At 59.6% G+C, this 15,636-nt stretch carries 18 protein-coding genes; 11 read left to right on the top strand and 7 right to left on the bottom strand.

The genetic code is table 11. From position 1 onward, the window contains the following. The first annotated feature begins 137 nt into the window (after nucleotides 1-137). From CAG25_RS19680 to CAG25_RS19665, 4 genes are all read left to right on the top strand, one after another. Nucleotides 138-1,121, top strand: coding sequence for an aliphatic sulfonate ABC transporter substrate-binding protein (locus tag CAG25_RS19680; RefSeq protein ID WP_085610591.1), 984 nt, complete (start codon nucleotides 138-140; stop codon nucleotides 1,119-1,121). 61 nt (nucleotides 1,122-1,182) lie between these two features. After that, nucleotides 1,183-2,022, top strand: a complete 840-nt coding sequence (locus CAG25_RS19675) for an ABC transporter permease (RefSeq protein WP_085610592.1) — start codon at nucleotides 1,183-1,185, stop codon at nucleotides 2,020-2,022. 53 nt (nucleotides 2,023-2,075) lie between these two features. Beyond that, nucleotides 2,076-2,756 (top strand): SOS response-associated peptidase, encoded by a 681-nt coding sequence (locus tag CAG25_RS19670; RefSeq protein WP_085610593.1) that lies wholly within the window; start codon nucleotides 2,076-2,078, stop codon nucleotides 2,754-2,756. A 267-nt stretch (nucleotides 2,757-3,023) separates the two neighbouring features. Continuing rightward, nucleotides 3,024-3,296 (top strand): hypothetical protein, encoded by a 273-nt coding sequence (locus CAG25_RS19665; RefSeq protein WP_039767674.1) that lies wholly within the window; start codon nucleotides 3,024-3,026, stop codon nucleotides 3,294-3,296. Nucleotides 3,297-3,339: 43 nt separating this feature from the next. Here CAG25_RS19665 and CAG25_RS28680 read toward each other — a convergent pair whose 3' ends face one another. From CAG25_RS28680 to CAG25_RS19655, 3 genes are read right to left on the bottom strand one after another with little or no spacing between them, the layout of a single operon-like run. Continuing rightward, entirely contained in the window at nucleotides 3,340-3,486 is a 147-nt protein-coding gene (locus tag CAG25_RS28680) for a hypothetical protein (protein ID WP_007950514.1), read from the bottom strand. A gap of 40 nt (nucleotides 3,487-3,526) precedes the next feature. Beyond that, nucleotides 3,527-3,838 carry an AzlD domain-containing protein gene (locus tag CAG25_RS19660; RefSeq protein WP_178076444.1) on the bottom strand — a complete coding sequence of 104 codons (312 nt, stop codon included), beginning with the start codon at nucleotides 3,836-3,838 and terminating at the stop codon, nucleotides 3,527-3,529. After that, nucleotides 3,838-4,536, bottom strand: coding sequence for an AzlC family ABC transporter permease (locus tag CAG25_RS19655; RefSeq protein ID WP_085610595.1), 699 nt, complete (start codon nucleotides 4,534-4,536; stop codon nucleotides 3,838-3,840). Before CAG25_RS19655 ends, CAG25_RS19660 begins: the two co-directional genes overlap by 1 nt. A gap of 155 nt (nucleotides 4,537-4,691) precedes the next feature. Here CAG25_RS19655 and CAG25_RS19650 point away from each other — a divergent pair, with 155 nt between their 5' ends. Next, nucleotides 4,692-5,078: a DUF2784 domain-containing protein gene (locus CAG25_RS19650; RefSeq protein WP_085610596.1), complete on the top strand. Its 387-nt coding sequence runs from the start codon at nucleotides 4,692-4,694 to the stop codon at nucleotides 5,076-5,078. On the opposite strand, the gene CAG25_RS19645 is transcribed toward CAG25_RS19650, so the two are convergent. Then, nucleotides 5,075-5,596 (bottom strand): DUF3087 domain-containing protein, encoded by a 522-nt coding sequence (locus CAG25_RS19645; RefSeq protein WP_085610597.1) that lies wholly within the window; start codon nucleotides 5,594-5,596, stop codon nucleotides 5,075-5,077. The two genes, CAG25_RS19650 and CAG25_RS19645, sit on opposite strands and share 4 nt — an antisense overlap. 211 nt (nucleotides 5,597-5,807) lie before the next feature. On the opposite strand from CAG25_RS19645, the gene ppnN reads away from it, so the two are divergent. The 3 genes from ppnN (at nucleotide 5,808) to CAG25_RS19630 (ending at nucleotide 8,561) form a co-directional block, all read left to right on the top strand. Beyond that, nucleotides 5,808-7,181: a nucleotide 5'-monophosphate nucleosidase PpnN gene (gene ppnN / locus CAG25_RS19640; RefSeq protein ID WP_085610598.1), complete on the top strand. Its 1,374-nt coding sequence runs from the start codon at nucleotides 5,808-5,810 to the stop codon at nucleotides 7,179-7,181. A 157-nt stretch (nucleotides 7,182-7,338) separates the two neighbouring features. Beyond that, nucleotides 7,339-8,076, top strand: a complete 738-nt coding sequence (locus CAG25_RS19635; RefSeq protein ID WP_039766999.1) for a response regulator — start codon at nucleotides 7,339-7,341, stop codon at nucleotides 8,074-8,076. Between the two features lie 152 nt (nucleotides 8,077-8,228). Next, the gene (locus CAG25_RS19630) at nucleotides 8,229-8,561 is read left to right on the top strand and encodes a hypothetical protein (RefSeq protein ID WP_085610599.1); all 333 of its coding nucleotides are present in this window, start codon (nucleotides 8,229-8,231) and stop codon (nucleotides 8,559-8,561) included. A 38-nt stretch (nucleotides 8,562-8,599) separates the two neighbouring features. Here CAG25_RS19630 and idi read toward each other — a convergent pair whose 3' ends face one another. Beyond that, nucleotides 8,600-10,138, bottom strand: coding sequence for an isopentenyl-diphosphate Delta-isomerase (gene idi / locus CAG25_RS28895; RefSeq protein ID WP_237233727.1), 1,539 nt, complete (start codon nucleotides 10,136-10,138; stop codon nucleotides 8,600-8,602). 296 nt (nucleotides 10,139-10,434) lie between these two features. On the opposite strand from idi, the gene CAG25_RS19615 reads away from it, so the two are divergent. From CAG25_RS19615 to CAG25_RS19605, 3 genes are all read left to right on the top strand, one after another. Beyond that, nucleotides 10,435-11,370: a polyprenyl synthetase family protein gene (locus tag CAG25_RS19615; RefSeq protein WP_085610600.1), complete on the top strand. Its 936-nt coding sequence runs from the start codon at nucleotides 10,435-10,437 to the stop codon at nucleotides 11,368-11,370. A gap of 120 nt (nucleotides 11,371-11,490) precedes the next feature. Beyond that, nucleotides 11,491-12,225, top strand: coding sequence for an ABC transporter substrate-binding protein (locus CAG25_RS19610; protein WP_085610601.1), 735 nt, complete (start codon nucleotides 11,491-11,493; stop codon nucleotides 12,223-12,225). 108 nt (nucleotides 12,226-12,333) lie between these two features. Further along, on the top strand, nucleotides 12,334-12,582 hold the full coding sequence (locus CAG25_RS19605; protein WP_085610602.1) for a hypothetical protein: 249 nt from the start codon (nucleotides 12,334-12,336) through the stop codon (nucleotides 12,580-12,582). Nucleotides 12,583-12,646: 64 nt separating this feature from the next. Here CAG25_RS19605 and CAG25_RS19600 read toward each other — a convergent pair whose 3' ends face one another. Both CAG25_RS19600 and CAG25_RS19595 read right to left on the bottom strand, forming a co-directional pair. Continuing rightward, nucleotides 12,647-14,062: an FAD/NAD(P)-binding protein gene (locus CAG25_RS19600; RefSeq protein ID WP_085610603.1), complete on the bottom strand. Its 1,416-nt coding sequence runs from the start codon at nucleotides 14,060-14,062 to the stop codon at nucleotides 12,647-12,649. Between the two features lie 59 nt (nucleotides 14,063-14,121). Further along, on the bottom strand, nucleotides 14,122-15,525 hold the full coding sequence (locus tag CAG25_RS19595; RefSeq protein WP_085610604.1) for an LLM class flavin-dependent oxidoreductase: 1,404 nt from the start codon (nucleotides 15,523-15,525) through the stop codon (nucleotides 14,122-14,124). Nucleotides 15,526-15,636 lie beyond the last annotated feature (111 nt).

The following is a 15,636-nucleotide window of genomic DNA, read 5'->3' as shown; positions in this document are numbered from 1 at the left end:
AAAACCGGCGTTAAGCCCAATAAATGCGGGACAACGCGCACATGGCACAGAGCCTGCAATATTCCATTCATGCAGGAAGCATTCGATAAAAATATCTTTTTTGACATAAGAATCTGTTGCCTTGCCGGAGCGTGCCCATGAAACCCCTCTTACCGTTTTCCCGCATCAAAACGCTGCTCGCGGCCTGCGCAGTAGCCCTGAGTCTGCATCCTCTGGCCCACGCTGCCGAAGCGCCGCCGGCTGAAGTGCATCTGGATTACGCCTATTACTCGCCGGTCAGCCTGGCGCTGAAACATCTGGGCTACCTGGAAAAAGCCTTGCCCCAGAGCAAAGTCAGCTGGGTGCTGAGCCAGGGCAGTAACCGCTCGCTGGAATACCTTAACAGCGGCGGCGTGAATTTCGCCTCGTCGGCCAGCCTCGCCGCCGTGCTCAGCCGCGCCAATGGCAGTCCGATCAAATCGGTCTACGTCTACAGCCGCGCCGAATGGACCGCGCTGGTGGTGCGCAAAGACTCGCCGATCCAGTCTGTCGCCGACCTCAAGGGCAAGAAAATCGCCGCCACCAAAGGCACCGATCCTTATCTGTTCACCCTGCGCACCCTGCAACAGGCCGGGCTGAAAAAGGACGACGTGGAACTGGTACACCTGCAGCACCCGGACGGCCGCACCGCGCTGGAGAAAGACGATGTCGACGCCTGGGCCGGCCTCGATCCGCACATGGCCGCCAGTCAGGTGCAGGCCGGTTCGCGCCTGCTGTACCGCAATCGCGACTTCAACAGCTACGGCGTGGTCAGCGTCACCGAGCAATACGCCAAGCAACACCCGCAAACCATCGACACCGTGATCAAGGCCTATGAGCAGGCCCGCGAGTGGTCGGTGAAGAACCCCGACGAATTGGCCAAATTGCTCGCCAGCGAATCCGGCCTGCCGCTGGACGTGGCCAAACTGCAATTGTCGCGCACCGACCTGAGCAGCCCGCAGCTGACCGCCAGGGACGTGCTGGCCTCGAAAGCCGCCGCGCCGATTCTGGTCTCCGAAGAACTGGTGCGCCGTGGGGTGAATGTCGATCAGGTCATCGATCAGTTGATCGACACCGGTTTCCAGCAAGTCGCCGCCCAGTAACCCACCAGGCTCACAACAAGTCCGCGCCCGTCGCGGATTTGTCGTGAGCGGAGAACCGTCCATGAGCAACGACTTGCCCGCCCGCCTCGCCGTGCCGGCACCACACCGCAAACGCCCACTGCTGAATCCGCTCTGGCGTCGGCGCCTTAAAGGCCTGGCCCTGCCACTGCTGATCGTGATCGCCCTCGAATTCATCGTACGCATCGGCTGGCTGCCGTCCTACCAGATGCCCGCGCCAAGCGAGATCGCCCTGACCCTTACCGATTTGGCCGAAGGCGCCTTGTGGAAGCACATCGGCGCCAGCCTGATTCGCGTACTGCTGGGGTTCGCCATCGGTGCGAGTCTGGCGCTGGTGTTTGCCGCGTGGGTCGGCCTGAGCCGTGAAGCCGAGGCTTATCTGGAACCGACGTTCGCCGCACTGCGGTCGATTCCCAGCCTGGCCTGGGTGCCGCTGTTGCTGCTATGGCTGGGGATCGACGAGACCTCGAAAATCGTTCTGATCGCCATCGGCGCGTTCTTCCCGGTGTACGTCAACGTGGTCGCGGCGATACGCAACATCGACCGCAAACTGGTGGAAGTCGGGCACATCTACGGCTTCAGCCCGCTGCAACTGGTGCAACGGATTCTGTTGCCCGCCGCCCTGCCCGGCCTGTTCACCGGATTGCGCAGCGGCATGAGCCTGTCGTGGATGTTTCTGGTGGCGGCCGAACTGATCGCCGCGACCAAAGGTCTGGGTTACCTGCTCAGTGACGGTCGCGAAACGTCGCGGCCGGACATCGTACTGGCTGCGATCATCGTCCTGGCGCTGCTGGGCAAACTCAGCGACGGCCTGCTGGCCGTGCTGGAACGTCGCTGGCTGGTCTGGCGCGACGCGTTCACCGGCCAGGGCAGCAAGGATTGAACCGTGCAACTAAGCTCAAACCTTCAGGCAGGTGTTCGCTGGAGGGTCGGCCGATGTGCGGAAGACTGTCGCAATACCGGGGTATCCACGATTTCGTCGCGGTGCTGAGTATTCCCGATGCGCTGATCAATCACGTCGGCGACGCCCCGCTGGCGCATTACAACGCCGCGCCCACCACGTCACTGGCGATCCTTCATCAGCACCAACAACGGCTATACGCCGACAATCTGCGCTGGGGCTGGCGCCCGCACTGGGCCAGGGATCGCGCCGCACCGATCAACGCGCGGCTGGAAAAAGTCGCCCACGGGCCGTTCTTTCGAGCGATCTGGCGTCATCGACTGATCGTGCCGGTCGACAACTGGTTCGAGTGGGTCGATGCACCCGACAAGAGCCGACAACCGTGGCTGATTCGTCGGACCGATCACCAGCCGGTTTTCTGCGCCGCCATTGGCCAGTTTCCGATACCCGGCGAACCTTCACGGGAAGACGACGGCTTCGTCATCATTACCGCCAACAGCGAAGGCGGCTTGCTCGATGTGCATGACCGGCGCCCGATTGTGCTGCGCCCTGACCGGGTTCAGGAATGGCTCGATCCCGCCACGCCCACAGAGCGTGCCGCGCAGATGCTGTTGTTCGAAGCCGAACCCAGCGAAGCGTTCCAATGGCACAAAGTCGGCAAAGCGGTGGGCAACTCCCGCAATCAGGGTGCGGAATTGATTGATGCCGTACCGTAAATAAATGTCGACGTGGTGCGTTATCAAAAGCAGGAATTCACGAATCGAATCCTGCGTGTTACACGCGGTGTTTCAAACGCGAAACATTCAACCTAAACAGTCGTTTGATTGAACTAACCGCCTGTCTGACATTTCAACCGTCATACATACATTTACAAACACTACGGATAGCATGCGCGCCGCATTTCCTTTTGGCATACCAGTTGACCAAAGAGTCAGCAAAACCAGGAATCCCCCACAAACTTACAAGCCTTGCAGAGAATTAAGTTGCGCGACGATTTTGCAATCAAACAGGTCACAGGCCTGGAGTGTATTCATCTGTCCCCGACAGAACGCTTTCAACTCGACTGTTTTATCGGCCATTACATAAAGACTCGAAACCTGCGTGACGTACCCGATATCGACCGCATCCTGCGCGCCACCCTCGAAAGCTATCCCTGCCACCCGCCGGTGATGGTCAACGAGTTGAATGCCTGGATCGACAAGACCTTGGGTTATCGGGCCTCCCACCCCGATTTCACGCACTTGGACGATCTTTGATGAACGAAAAGCCCCGCAATCGCGGGGCTTTTCGTTGTGGCGTTCAGGGTTTCAGCGGGCGTTCCTGATCACGGTCGGACAACTCGCGGCTGTCGTCATGCTTCCAGGTCTGCTCCTTGTGTTTCTCCCGTTCGATTTCTTCTTCGCTCGGTTCGTCATCTTCTTCAGGACGCTTCTGCTCGGTTGCCATGTTCACCTCGCTCTTGAAATTGATCCATTAAGCGTAGAACTTAAAGCCACCAGCGCAATACAAAGAAAAACGCCATGCTCAATAGCATGCTGAGCAACGTGTTGCGCGTGTAGATCACCAGTGCGATTGCCACTAACGAACTCAGCAGATAAGGGTTATCCCACTGCAGATTCAGTTGTTTGTCCGGCATGAACACAATCGGCCCGCAAATCGCGGTCAACATGCCCGGCACGGCAAAACCGAGAAATTGCCGTGCGTTACTGCTTAATCGCAACGGCAAGCGTGGTTCGAGAAACACGTAACGATTGAGGAACACCAGAATCCCCATGCCGAAAATCACAGCCCAGACCATCATGTGCGCTCCCGATACAACTTGTTGCAGATAAACCCGGCCGTCATGCCGGCCAGCCCCGACAGCACCAGCGCCGAACCCCATTGCCAATAACTGAACAACACCGAGCAGAACAGCGACACTGCCACGCAGACCACCGTCGGCACATTGCGCACCACCGGTGTGATCAGAGCGATGAAAGTGGCGGCAATCGAGAAGTCCAGCCCAAGGTGTTCAAGCCCCGGAATGCTGCTGCCGAGCACGATGCCGGCCAGGGTAAAGAGGTTCCAGGCGATGTAGAACGTCAGGCCGACGCCCAGGGCGTACCAGCGGTTGAACTGCTGACGATCGTGCTGACTGGTCAGGGCGAACAACTCGTCGGTGAGCAAAAAGCCCAGGCCGATGCGCCAACGTCCCGGCAACGGCGAAATCACCTGGCGCAAGCTCATGCCGTAAAGCAAGTGCTGCGAGGTCAGCAGCAGCGTGGTCAGCAGAATCGAGAAAATCCCGGCGCCGCCCTTGAGCATGCCGATCGCCACCAATTGCGCAGCGCCGGCAAACACGATGCTCGACAGGCCCTGCCCTTGCAGCGGCGTGAGGTTGGCTTCAATCGCCATTGAGCCGGCCAGCAGCCCCCAAGGGGCGGTCGCCAGGGATAACGGCATGATCGCCGCGGCGCCGCGAAGGAAGGCACTGCGCGGCATTAATGAGTCAGACATAACACGCTTCAACCGTGAGACAAGGCCCCGGACTCTGCCAGCAAACGCCCTTTCATGGCTTGAACAATCTTGCGCAGTTGGCGCAAATCCTTCCTTCCGTCAGTCGTTTACGGGCGTAACATGGCAACCATTCACACACGCGTCAGGGAGACGACATGCTGTATCGAATAGCCGCCGACGGGCTGGTGCTGTTTCATTTGCTGTTCATTCTGTTCGTGCTGTTCGGCGGACTGCTGGTGCTCAAGTGGCCGCGGCTGATGTGGCTGCATTTGCCGGCGGCGGCCTGGGGCGTGGCGGTCGAGGTGTTGCACCTGACCTGTCCGCTGACCTATTGGGAAAACCTGATGCGCCACGCCGCCGGGCAAACAGAGTATGCCGGCGGCTTCATCGAACATTACGTCTGGCCGATCATCTACCCGGCCGGGCTGACCACGCAGATTCAGCTGGTACTGGGCAGCGTGGTGCTGGCGGTCAACCTGCTGGTCTACGGGCGCCTGATTCGCCGCTGGAAACTCAGACGCGCCGCGCGCATTCCGTTTTAGCGCGCTTTCAAGGTTTCCAGCCAGGCCGGATCGAGGCGCGTCTGATCGGTGTCCAGACCGAGCGCCTCCATCCGCGCCTTGTGCGCTTCGACTTCCCGGTGCAATTGCGCGTGATCGCTGGCGTTGCCATCCAGTTCATGCATCTGAGTCAGGCCCAGGTGATAGAAACGCAGCACCTTCATCGCCACCGGATCACCCTTCTCCACCGCCGCCGTCACCTGATGCATCACATTGGTGACGCTCATCAGGCTGCGCTTGAGCCGCCAGCCGTACACTGCCGGAGCCATCCAGGTCTGGTTCCAGAAACGCCCGCGCAACAACGCCGCCGTCAGCAGAAATGCGCCAAACACCCCGCCAACATTGAACCGCAGATTATCCCCGCCCGGCTCGCCGAACAGCGCCACCGCCGCCGTCGAAAACGCCATCGCCAGCACCAGAAACAGCAACGCGATGATCAGCGTGCTGCGCCGGGTCTGCTGGCGATAACTGATGGCATCGATCGGTTGAATCTCGAACATCGCGACAGGCTTCCATGGCTTGAAATAAAAAGAGGCCGGCGCATTATCGCCTCTGAGGCGGATTTAGCTATGCTGGAGCGCCTTTTCATCTTTTCTACGTCCAACGGGGACATGGCGATACCACGCAGATCGTGCCATCTTCATTCATGGATACACACTATTCGGATGCCATTGGCCAGGCCGGCAATGACATCGTTTTAAGGATCACTGCATGACCCAACGACACGTAATCAATGCCTCGGTCAGCCCGAAAGGCAGCCTCGAAACCCTTTCCCAACGTGAAGTTCAGCAACTGAGCCAGGCCGGAACCGGCAGCACCTACACCCTCTTTCGCCAGTGCGCCCTGGCCATCCTCAATACCGGCGCCCATGTCGACAACGCAAAGACCATCCTTGAAGCCTACAAAGACTTCGAAATCCGCATCCACCAGCAGGATCGCGGCGTGCGCCTGGAATTGCTGAACGCTCCGGCCGACGCCTTCGTCGACGGCGAAATGATCGCCAGCACCCGGGAAATGCTGTTCAGCGCCCTGCGCGACATCGTCTACACCGAAAACGAACTCGACGCCCTGAGCATCGACCTCAGCACCTCCCAGGGCATCAGCGACTACGTCTTCCACCTGCTGCGCAACGCGCGCACCCTGCGCCCGGGCGTCGAGCCGAAAATCGTCGTGTGCTGGGGCGGCCACTCGATCAACACCGAAGAATACAAATACACCAAGAAAGTCGGCCACGAACTGGGCCTGCGCAGCCTCGACATCTGCACCGGCTGCGGTCCCGGCGTGATGAAGGGCCCGATGAAAGGCGCGACCATCGCCCACGCCAAACAGCGGATTCACGGTGGCCGTTACCTCGGTCTGACCGAGCCGGGCATCATCGCTGCCGAGGCGCCGAACCCGATCGTCAACGAACTGGTGATCCTGCCGGACATCGAAAAACGCCTGGAAGCCTTCGTCCGCGTCGGCCACGGCATCATCATCTTCCCGGGCGGCGCCGGCACTGCCGAAGAGTTCTTGTACCTGCTGGGCATCCTGATGCACCCGGACAACGCCGGGCTGCCGTTCCCGGTGATTTTGACCGGGCCGAAACACGCCGCGCCGTACCTGGAACAACTGGACGCCTTTGTCACCGCCACCCTCGGCGAGGCGGCGAAAAAGCACTACGAAATCATCATCGACGACCCGGCCGAAGTGGCGCGGCAGATGACCGCGGGCCTCAAAGCGGTGAAGCAGTTCCGCCGCGAACGCAACGATGCGTTCCACTTCAACTGGCTGCTGAAAATCGACGAAGGCTTCCAGCGCCCGTTCGACCCGACCCACGAAAACATGGCCAACCTCAAGCTGCACCGCGATCAGCCGCCTCATGAACTGGCGGCCAACCTGCGCCGCGCGTTCTCCGGGATTGTCGCCGGCAACGTCAAGGACAAGGGCATTCGTCTGATCGAGGAACACGGGCCGTATCAGATCCGTGGCGACGCCGCGATCATGCAGCCGCTCGATCTGCTGCTCAAAGCCTTCGTCGCCCAGCACCGGATGAAACTGCCGGGTGGCGCGGCGTATGTGCCGTGCTATCGCGTGGTGTCCTGACACCGCCTATGAATAAGCCTGAAGACCCATTCTTCAGGGCATCCCATAACACTGTGGGAGCCGGCTTGCCCGCGAAGGGGCCATCGAATTCAGCATCTTTGTTGACTGACGGACCGCCTTCGCGAGCAAGCTCGCTCCCACAAAAAGAGTGTGAACCATGGATCACATCAACCACATCCTGATCGTCGACGATGACCGCGAGATCCGCGAACTGGTCGGCAATTACCTGACAAAAAACGGCCTGCGCAGCACCGTGGTCGCCGATGGCCGGCAGATGCGCAGCTTTCTGGAAGCCAACACGGTCGACCTGATCGTGCTCGACATCATGCTCCCCGGCGATGACGGGCTGGTGCTGTGCCGCGAGTTGCGCGCCGGCAAGCACAAGGCGATCCCGATCCTGATGCTCACCGCCCGCGACGACCAGACAGACCGCATCCTCGGCCTGGAAATGGGCGCCGACGATTACCTGACCAAACCCTTCGCCGCCCGCGAGCTGCTGGCGCGGATCAACGCCGTGCTGCGCCGCACGCGAATGCTGCCGCCCAATCTGCTGATCACCGAAACCGGGCGGCTGCTCGCGTTCGGCCGCTGGCGCCTGGACACCACCGCCCGCCACCTGCTCGATGAAGACGACACCATGGTCGCCCTCAGCGGCGCCGAGTATCGTTTGCTGCGGGTGTTTCTCGATCATCCGCAACGGGTGCTCAGCCGCGACCAGTTGCTCAATCTGACTCAGGGCCGTGACGCCGACCTGTTCGACCGCTCCATCGATTTGCTGGTCAGCCGCCTGCGTCAGCGGCTGCTGGACGACTCCCGCGAGCCGACCTACATCAAGACCGTGCGCAACGAGGGTTATGTGTTCTCCTTCGCCGTGGAGATGCTCGCCGAATCCTGACGGATTTGTATCGCTCTGTATAAATTCGCCGCGCAGATACGTAACCGGTGTTTTTGGGCCGTAACACCACATATCAGCGATACACCCTCGCGTTTGAATGAACCCACCAGAAAGCACTGGTTCACTCATCATCAAACGCAAGGAGAAGCACCATGTTCAAGTCCTCGAAATCCCTGGTACTCGCACTCAGCCTGCTGGGCGGCCTGGCCATGGCCGACCTGGCGTCCGCCAGCTCCCAACCACTGGTTGCCGAATACGGTTCGGAAAACCTGCAGAAGGATCGCGTTGCCGAAGGTGGCGCGGATCGCTTGCAGGAACTGCGTGAACGCGTGGCTGAAGGCGGTGCTGACCGTTTGCAAGATTTGCGCGAACGCGTCGCTGAAGGTGGCGCCGACCGCTTGCAGGAACTGCGCGAGCGCTCGGCCCGCAGCGTACTGGTCGCCGAGAACCGTCCCGAGTTCGGTTCCAAGTATCAGCGCTACTGATCGGCTGTACCCGTCGTACTCGATTCCTGCCGGGGGTGTCACACCCCCGCAGCGATCACGACTTCCCGGTAACGAGGCACTGTCAGATGCCATGCAATATTGCCGTGCCATTGCACCTCGAGCGTCCGGGCACTGCGCAAGACTTGTTCGCGTAAAACATCGTCGCACTCAAGTCGATCCAGCTCGCGCGGCAAGCGCCGTTGCAGCTTGAAAAACTCACCGGCCCACACATCGATTCGACGGCGAACCTCGCTGGCAGCTTCACGCGGGGAACATTGTCGATGATGAATGAGATGAGTCAGCAGGTTGTACACGTCCTCCATGGGGTTTTTCATGATGGAGAAAGACAACAAGTCATTAACAGCCTTCAGCAGGTTCAAGCTCAGCCTGCGTAGCGCCTGCCAGATGTCGCTGTAATAAACACGAGATGGCAGGTGTACACGATCGGCGAAGTAATTGAATTCCACACACACCTGAAACCCGCCGGCATTGCGCCAGACACTTTCAAAATCCTGTTCGGCCGGCTGCGAACCTTCAAGCCGATGCATCGCTGCGCGCAAACAGGGATAGAGATAACTTTCATATTGCTCAAGCGTTCGTTGTCGCCACTGCGCGGGCATCTGCGCCCCCGCCTGCTGAATGATGTCCGCCAGACCGCCCGCCAGACCGGTGCAAAACGGTTGTCCATCGCGGCTTGCCATCTCATGCACGTCACGGATGCTCTGCTCCAGTAACTCAGGTGCCTGACTCAAATCCTCATCGGCCAGATCGTCTTGACAACTGAACCACCCGGTGAGGTGAGCAAACAACAGAAGGTCCTCACAGCCTGCATCGGGCCACATATAACCGGCGTAGAGCCCTGGCTGGTATATATCAAGTTGATGACGCGCATGCGGCCCATCCTCCAGCCCCAGTCGAATCAGCCATTGGCGAGTATGCAGTTCCGCTGCCTGAGCATGGGGGCTTAGCGCAAATGAAAGCCGTTGCAGCCGAGGTGGAAGAGCGAAGTCTTTTCGATGCTGTTTGATTAACGCGTCACGGTCACGAAGCTGCTTGTGCCACCCGCGTACGGTCGAGATGTCGTGCTGCCTGAAAATTAACTGCAGCCAGACGGTGAACTGTGCCGCATCTCGCCTGATTTCGCCAAAAACCGCATGCAGACTTGACCATCTCCAATCCATCGCTTCATCGGAATTCACCTTGGGATCCACTCGACTGAGCCCGACAAAGACGTGGTCATACTCGTTCTCGATCAAACCATTCGAAACCGGTGTCCGATAAACGAAGGCCTCGACCTCGATCAGCGCTGGGCAGTCCAGTCCCATTTCTTCGAACAATCGTCGTCTGGCTGCCGCAAGGATCGGTTCGCCGGCTCGAGGATGACCACAACACGTATTAGTCCATAATCCTTGAGAGTGATATTTGCCCAGCGCCCGTTTTTGCAGGAGCAGTCGGCCTTTCAAATCGAAAATGAAGATGGAGAAGGCGCGATGCAAAAGTCCGTCGCGGTGAACCTGCATTTTTTCGGCAGTTCCGGTTTCCCGATCGTATTCATCTACAAGAATCAGCTCTTCCATTCTCGTCACCGTCGCCCTTCAAGACTGGACGATACGTCGGACCAGGCTTCACTTTGCATGTGGGGTTAAAACTTCATTCTAAAACTAGACAAATTTGAGCAAGTGACAAGTTCGGCACTCAACCTCTCTTTAGACAACATCTGGATATATCTGAAAATTCTACAGTCGATAACCAATCGGTTTTTACTTGAGCATGAATCGCCACAAAAAATACGCTACGTTTCAACTGTCACTCCCGTATAACCCGCCCTTGCCAGAAGTACGCTGTTGGCAACCCGCCCAAAGAGTCTTCTGCAATGTTGCAATCAACCAGCTCAACCTACGCGCAAGCCAGAGAACTCTGGACGTTGGCCTTTAACTATCAAGAACAGCACGCCGGCATGAAAGTCAGGACAGCACTGACGCTCGCGCTTGCGGACATTTACCAATTAGCGCCGATGCATGCGCAAACGCTTTGCCAGATTGTCGAGCTCTTCAACACGGCGTCTCTGGTACACGATGACATCATTGACGAAGACCCTACACGTCGTGGTGCCCCGTCCGTCTGGGTGAAATTCGGTATCGCCAGCGCACTGGTATCCGGTATGCATGGCTACATTGAAGGCCTGCAAAAGTTGAACGCTTTGGGGGATCCGAATCTTATTCACGCAGCCCTGGGAAGTCTCGAGGCGTTGCACATCGGTCAGCACCTCGACACGCAGTTGAGTGCAGGCGACAGCCTGCCGACGCTGGATCAATATCGTTTTATTGCACAAGCCAATACCGGATGCTTTTTCATGTTTATCCTGGACTCATGCCAAAGCCTCAATCCGATGCCGGTAGCAGTTTATTTGGCATTGCAGGACTTGATGCTGGAACTTGCCGTCTATTACCGCTACATCAATGACTACTGCGATATAAATCACACGCCCCACTTCAAGAAAAAAGGCTTTGCCCCTGATTTGGAAGGAGGTCCGAAAACGTTTCTCATGATCCTGGCCAACAGTCCATTAATCAAAAGTAAAAGAACGGACTTGCAGAAGCGCAGAATCATTTCTGACTGGGGTGATGCCGGAGTTTTCACCCGAGCGATGAACATCATGGAAGACAGTTTCAAGACCATTGAGCTTCATTTTGAGCAAGCCCGGTGCCTAGCTGGGGAACGAAACTTCGGTTCTCTACACACGTTCCTGCGGAACGTGCACTTTGAGCAAGAACCACAGGATAACTACTATCAGTCATTAATCAGGTAGCCTGGGCCCCTCGCTACTACCGATAAGCCTTGTTCTCTGACACAAAAGCCCCGCTGTTTCCCCACGACAGCCGTCATGGCTCGTACTAAGCTGCGCGATTGTTTTGTTCAGGGACGATCCATGAAACGATTTGCCGCCTGTCTGCTGTCAATGCTGGCCCTGACGGCCACTGCGGCGGACCTGCAACTGCTCACCGACAACCACCCGCCCCTGCATTTCATGCAAGGCAATCAGCTCGCAGGATTCGGTGTGGACGTGGTGCAGGCCCTGGCGACCCAGACCGGCGATCGTATCCATCTGCAACAAGTCCCGCTGCTGCGCGCCCTGCGCATGGCCAGCGATACCCCCGACACCGGCGTATTCACCGTGCTGCGTACCGACGAACGCGACGATCGCTATCAATGGGTCGGGCCGCTGATCGAAGTCGAAACCGCGCTGTACGCCCGCGACAATCTCCAGCCTCCCGTGCACAGCCTGCGTGAAGCCGATCACCTGGGCCGGATCACCGTGCCGCGCAAATGGCTGGTCTACAGCTACCTGCAAGGGCAAGACCTGAACAACCTCTACGGCGTGGAAACCCCGGAACAGATGATGCGACTGTTCAGCCTGGGACGTACCGATTTCGTGGTCTCCGATACCTGGTCCAAGGCCGCCCTCGCCCGCGAACAAGGCATGGAGCCGGGACGCCTGCAGTACCAGATCCCGTTGATGAAACAGAACACCTACATTGCCTTTTCGCCGCAGACCGATCCGAAACAGGTTGCACGCTGGCAGCAGGCGCTGGATACGTTGCGGACCGACGGTCGTCTGGAGCAACTGCGCCAGCGCTGGCTGAGCAATACCCTACCGCGCTGATCGCGCATCAACACCTTCGATAACAACTATGCGCAAGGGTGTTTTCACATCAAAACCCTCCAGCACTACAGTGGGCCCCATCTTCTCCCCACTCTCTGGAGCAACATCATGAAAGACATCATCGCCCTCGGCTTCATCGTTTCCCTGATCGGCGCCACCTCCGCCATCGCTGCCCCACACGCCAGCACCCCGGTTGTCGCGGCTACGACCATTGGCCAGTCCGGTACCCTGAACGTCGACACCGTCAGCAACGACGCCGAACACCAAGGCCTCAAACTGCAACAGAACGCCGAACAGACCAAACTGTACGTCGCGGAAAACCGCCCGGAATTCGGTTCCAAATATCAGCGCTACTGAGTGATCGGTTTGAGCTGCCAGAAACAGGAAACCCCGCCGAAGCGGGGTTTCTTGCATTCGGGCGTCAGCGCACCAGTCGCGCGGCCAGCGCCTTGGCCTGCAACGCCACGTCGGTGACAGCGGTGCTTTCCCACCACATGCCACGCAGCGGCGGGCCCATGGCGAACAGGCGGTTCGAGACCCGACCCTCTTCATCCAGCACCGCACCGTCCACCGCCGCCGCGATGCCCAGCGCCAACGGCCCCGGGCGAACCAGACCGCGCGCCAGCAATTGCTGTGGCAAAGGTCGCGCGACCCGGCGCCAGTCGTATTCGATGCCGCTTGAGTTGATCAACGCCGCGCCCTGCACCACGCGGGTTTCAGCCTCACCGCGAGGGCGAATGCGGATACCCACGCCGTCGCCCGATACCGGCTCAAGCCCCTTGTAAGACGCCGCCTGAATGCGCAATCGCCCTTCCCGATGCAGTCGCTCGACCAATTCCGCGCTCAGCGGCGGTGAACGATGGTGATGACTTTCCCACCACGGTCGCACATGGCGCACGAACTGCCGGCGCTGCGCATCGCTGGCCTGGCTCCACAAGCGACCGATGTGCGCCCGCACGGTGTCGAGCGGCGCCTGCCAGTCGATGCCTTGGGCGATGGCGTCGCGGCAATGCCGGCGCAATTCGCGCAGTAACTGGCGCGGCGTGCGGATGCTGTGATCCTCGGCGAGGAAGTCCACCCACGCAGGCGGCTGCCGACGCACATGGGGCAACAGCCCGTGCCGGGAAAACACTTCGATCGGCCCGCGATGCCCGGCCTGCTCCAGCGAGACCACGGCATCGACCATGGTCAGGCCGGAGCCGATGATCAACACCGTGGATTGCGGATCGAGCTGGCGCATGGCCGCGACATCCCACGGATCGAGCGCCGCCGCGTTGAGGCCGCTGGATTCTTTTTGCGGGGTGCGGGCAGCCGGGAACATCCCGGTCGCCAACACGGCAAAAGCACCCTGCAACTGTTGACCGTCACTCAAGATGAGCTGCACGGAATCGTTGGAGGCCTGAACATCGACCACTTCGGCGCGCACATGCTCGACCGTCGAACCGTGTTGCGCGCCCACCTGCTGCGCCTCCGCCAGACGCTGCTGCACATACACGCCGAACAAACCCCGAGGTGGAAACAGTTCGCTGACCGGCACATGCTGCTGATCCGACTCTGGCCAGCCACCGCCAGCGATGTGAGCGGTCAGCCACTGGGTCAGGTCATCGGCATCGTCCGGATCGACGCTCATCCGCGCCGCATTGCCGTTGAGCGTGTGGCCCAGCTCCACCGCGCTGTACGCTTCGCCCCGGCCCAGTTCGGCCCGGGGCTCGATCACCAGAATCGTTCTGCGCCCCGGCAAACGCAGCAATTGCACCGCCAGCATCGTACCGCTGAGGCCGCCGCCGACAATCAGGATGTCGGCGTGACGGGTGGCGGTTGTATCGGTTTGAGTCATGCCGTTCTCGCAGCTGAGGATATGCTCGGGCCAGTGTCATTCAGACGCCGCGAAGACGTCTAGACAGACGCGACCTTTTTCTCCTGCCGATGCAGCTCGCCGAGGTTTCGATAGCCGCTGCCCGGATGGATCTCCGGCAGTCTCGGCCCTTCGCCAAACAGCTTCTCGCGCAAGGTGCCCGGCGCGTACTCGGTCTTGTAGACACCGCGCTTCTGCAACTCCGGCACCAGCAACTCCACGGCGTCAATGAAGGTTTCGTGGGTCAGCGCGTAGGCCAGGTTGAAGCCGTCGACGTCGGTTTCATCGACCCATTCCTGCAACAGGTCCGCCACCGTTTCCGGGCTGCCGACGAACAGCGGGCCGAAGCCGCCGATGCCGACCCAGTCAGCCAGTTCGTTGGGCGTCCAGACCTTGTTCGGATCCGCCGTGGAAAACGCTTCGACCGCCGACTGAATGGCGTTGGTGTGTACGTGCTTGAGCGGTTCGTCCGGTTTGAAGCGGCTGAAGTCGATGCCGGTCCAGCCGGAAATCAGCGCCATCGCGCCTTCGTAGCTGACCCAGGATTTGTATTCTTCGAACTTGGCTTTGGCCTTGGCGTCGGTCTCGCCCAAGATCACCGTTTGCAGATTGAAGATCAGGATCTTCGACGGATCGCGCCCGGCCTCGGCGGCGCGGCGGCGGATGTCGGCCACCGTTTTCTTCAGCAGCACTTTCGACGGTGCCGCGACAAAAACGCATTCGGCATGCTCGGCGGCAAACTGCTTGCCCCGGCTGGAAGCGCCGGCCTGATAGAGAACTGGCGTGCGTTGCGGCGACGGTTCGCAGAGGTGAATGCCCGGCACCTGGAAGTGTTTCCCGTGGTGGCGGATCTCGTGGATTTTGCTCGGATCACTGAAAATCCGCCGCTCGCGATCCCGCAGAATCGCGCCCTCTTCCCAACTGCCTTCCCAGAGTTTGTAGCAGACCTCCAGGTATTCCTCGGCGAAGTCGTAGCGCGCGTCGTGTTCGGTCTGGGCTTGCTGGCCGATGTTCTTCGCGCCGCTCTCCAGATAAGAGGTGACGATGTTCCAGCCGGCCCGGCCCTTGGTCAGGTGATCGAGGGTCGACAGGCGTCGGGCGAACGGATACGGATGTTCGAAGGACAGCGAAGCAGTCAGGCCGAAACCGAGGTGTTCGGTGACCAGCGCCATCGGCGGAATCAGTTGCAACGGATCGTTGACCGGCACCTGCGCCGCTTGCCGGATCGCCGCTTCGCCATTGCCGTTGTACACGTCGTAGATGCCCAGCACGTCGGCAATGAACAAACCGTCGAACTTGCCGCGCTCGAGGATTTTCGCCAGATCGGTCCAGTACTCCAGATCCTTGTATTGCCAGGAACGATCCCGAGGGTGAGCCCACAGGCCCGGCGACTGATGGCCGACGCAGTTCATGTCGAAGGCGTTGAGGCGGATTTCGCGGGGCATCAGATGGCACTCCCGATGTTCAGGAGGCGTTTAACGATTTGGTTTGAAGCGGTCATGCAAGGCGACTCCGTGGTTTCCGGATGAGGATCCACAACCCTTAGCAGGAGTCAT

It is taken from the genome of Pseudomonas sp. B16(2017), from assembly GCF_002113205.1.
Classification (GTDB): domain Bacteria; phylum Pseudomonadota; class Gammaproteobacteria; order Pseudomonadales; family Pseudomonadaceae; genus Aquipseudomonas; species Aquipseudomonas pharyngis.
Note: the sequence above shows the minus strand (reverse complement) of the source record. Positions and strands in the feature narration are given on the sequence as shown.

What these genes read in the sequence shown, in the direction of transcription:
- CAG25_RS19650 (WP_085610596.1), top strand. Translation starts at nt 4,692, where the DNA reads ATGCTGTATCGAATAGCCGCCGACGGGCTGGTGCTGTTTCATTTGCTG.
- CAG25_RS19655 (WP_085610595.1), bottom strand. Translation starts at nt 4,536, where the DNA reads ATGTCTGACTCATTAATGCCGCGCAGTGCCTTCCTTCGCGGCGCCGCG.
- CAG25_RS19660 (WP_178076444.1), bottom strand. Translation starts at nt 3,838, where the DNA reads ATGGTCTGGGCTGTGATTTTCGGCATGGGGATTCTGGTGTTCCTCAAT.
- CAG25_RS19600 (WP_085610603.1), bottom strand. Translation starts at nt 14,062, where the DNA reads ATGACTCAAACCGATACAACCGCCACCCGTCACGCCGACATCCTGATT.
- CAG25_RS19680 (WP_085610591.1), top strand. Translation starts at nt 138, where the DNA reads ATGAAACCCCTCTTACCGTTTTCCCGCATCAAAACGCTGCTCGCGGCC.
- CAG25_RS19670 (WP_085610593.1), top strand. Translation starts at nt 2,076, where the DNA reads ATGTGCGGAAGACTGTCGCAATACCGGGGTATCCACGATTTCGTCGCG.
- CAG25_RS19630 (WP_085610599.1), top strand. Translation starts at nt 8,229, where the DNA reads ATGTTCAAGTCCTCGAAATCCCTGGTACTCGCACTCAGCCTGCTGGGC.
- CAG25_RS19675 (WP_085610592.1), top strand. Translation starts at nt 1,183, where the DNA reads ATGAGCAACGACTTGCCCGCCCGCCTCGCCGTGCCGGCACCACACCGC.
- CAG25_RS19615 (WP_085610600.1), top strand. Translation starts at nt 10,435, where the DNA reads ATGTTGCAATCAACCAGCTCAACCTACGCGCAAGCCAGAGAACTCTGG.
- CAG25_RS19605 (WP_085610602.1), top strand. Translation starts at nt 12,334, where the DNA reads ATGAAAGACATCATCGCCCTCGGCTTCATCGTTTCCCTGATCGGCGCC.
- CAG25_RS19610 (WP_085610601.1), top strand. Translation starts at nt 11,491, where the DNA reads ATGAAACGATTTGCCGCCTGTCTGCTGTCAATGCTGGCCCTGACGGCC.
- CAG25_RS19635 (WP_039766999.1), top strand. Translation starts at nt 7,339, where the DNA reads ATGGATCACATCAACCACATCCTGATCGTCGACGATGACCGCGAGATC.
- CAG25_RS19645 (WP_085610597.1), bottom strand. Translation starts at nt 5,596, where the DNA reads ATGTTCGAGATTCAACCGATCGATGCCATCAGTTATCGCCAGCAGACC.
- CAG25_RS28680 (WP_007950514.1), bottom strand. Translation starts at nt 3,486, where the DNA reads ATGGCAACCGAGCAGAAGCGTCCTGAAGAAGATGACGAACCGAGCGAA.
- ppnN (WP_085610598.1), top strand. Translation starts at nt 5,808, where the DNA reads ATGACCCAACGACACGTAATCAATGCCTCGGTCAGCCCGAAAGGCAGC.
- CAG25_RS19595 (WP_085610604.1), bottom strand. Translation starts at nt 15,525, where the DNA reads ATGCCCCGCGAAATCCGCCTCAACGCCTTCGACATGAACTGCGTCGGC.
- idi (WP_237233727.1), bottom strand. Translation starts at nt 10,138, where the DNA reads ATGGAAGAGCTGATTCTTGTAGATGAATACGATCGGGAAACCGGAACT.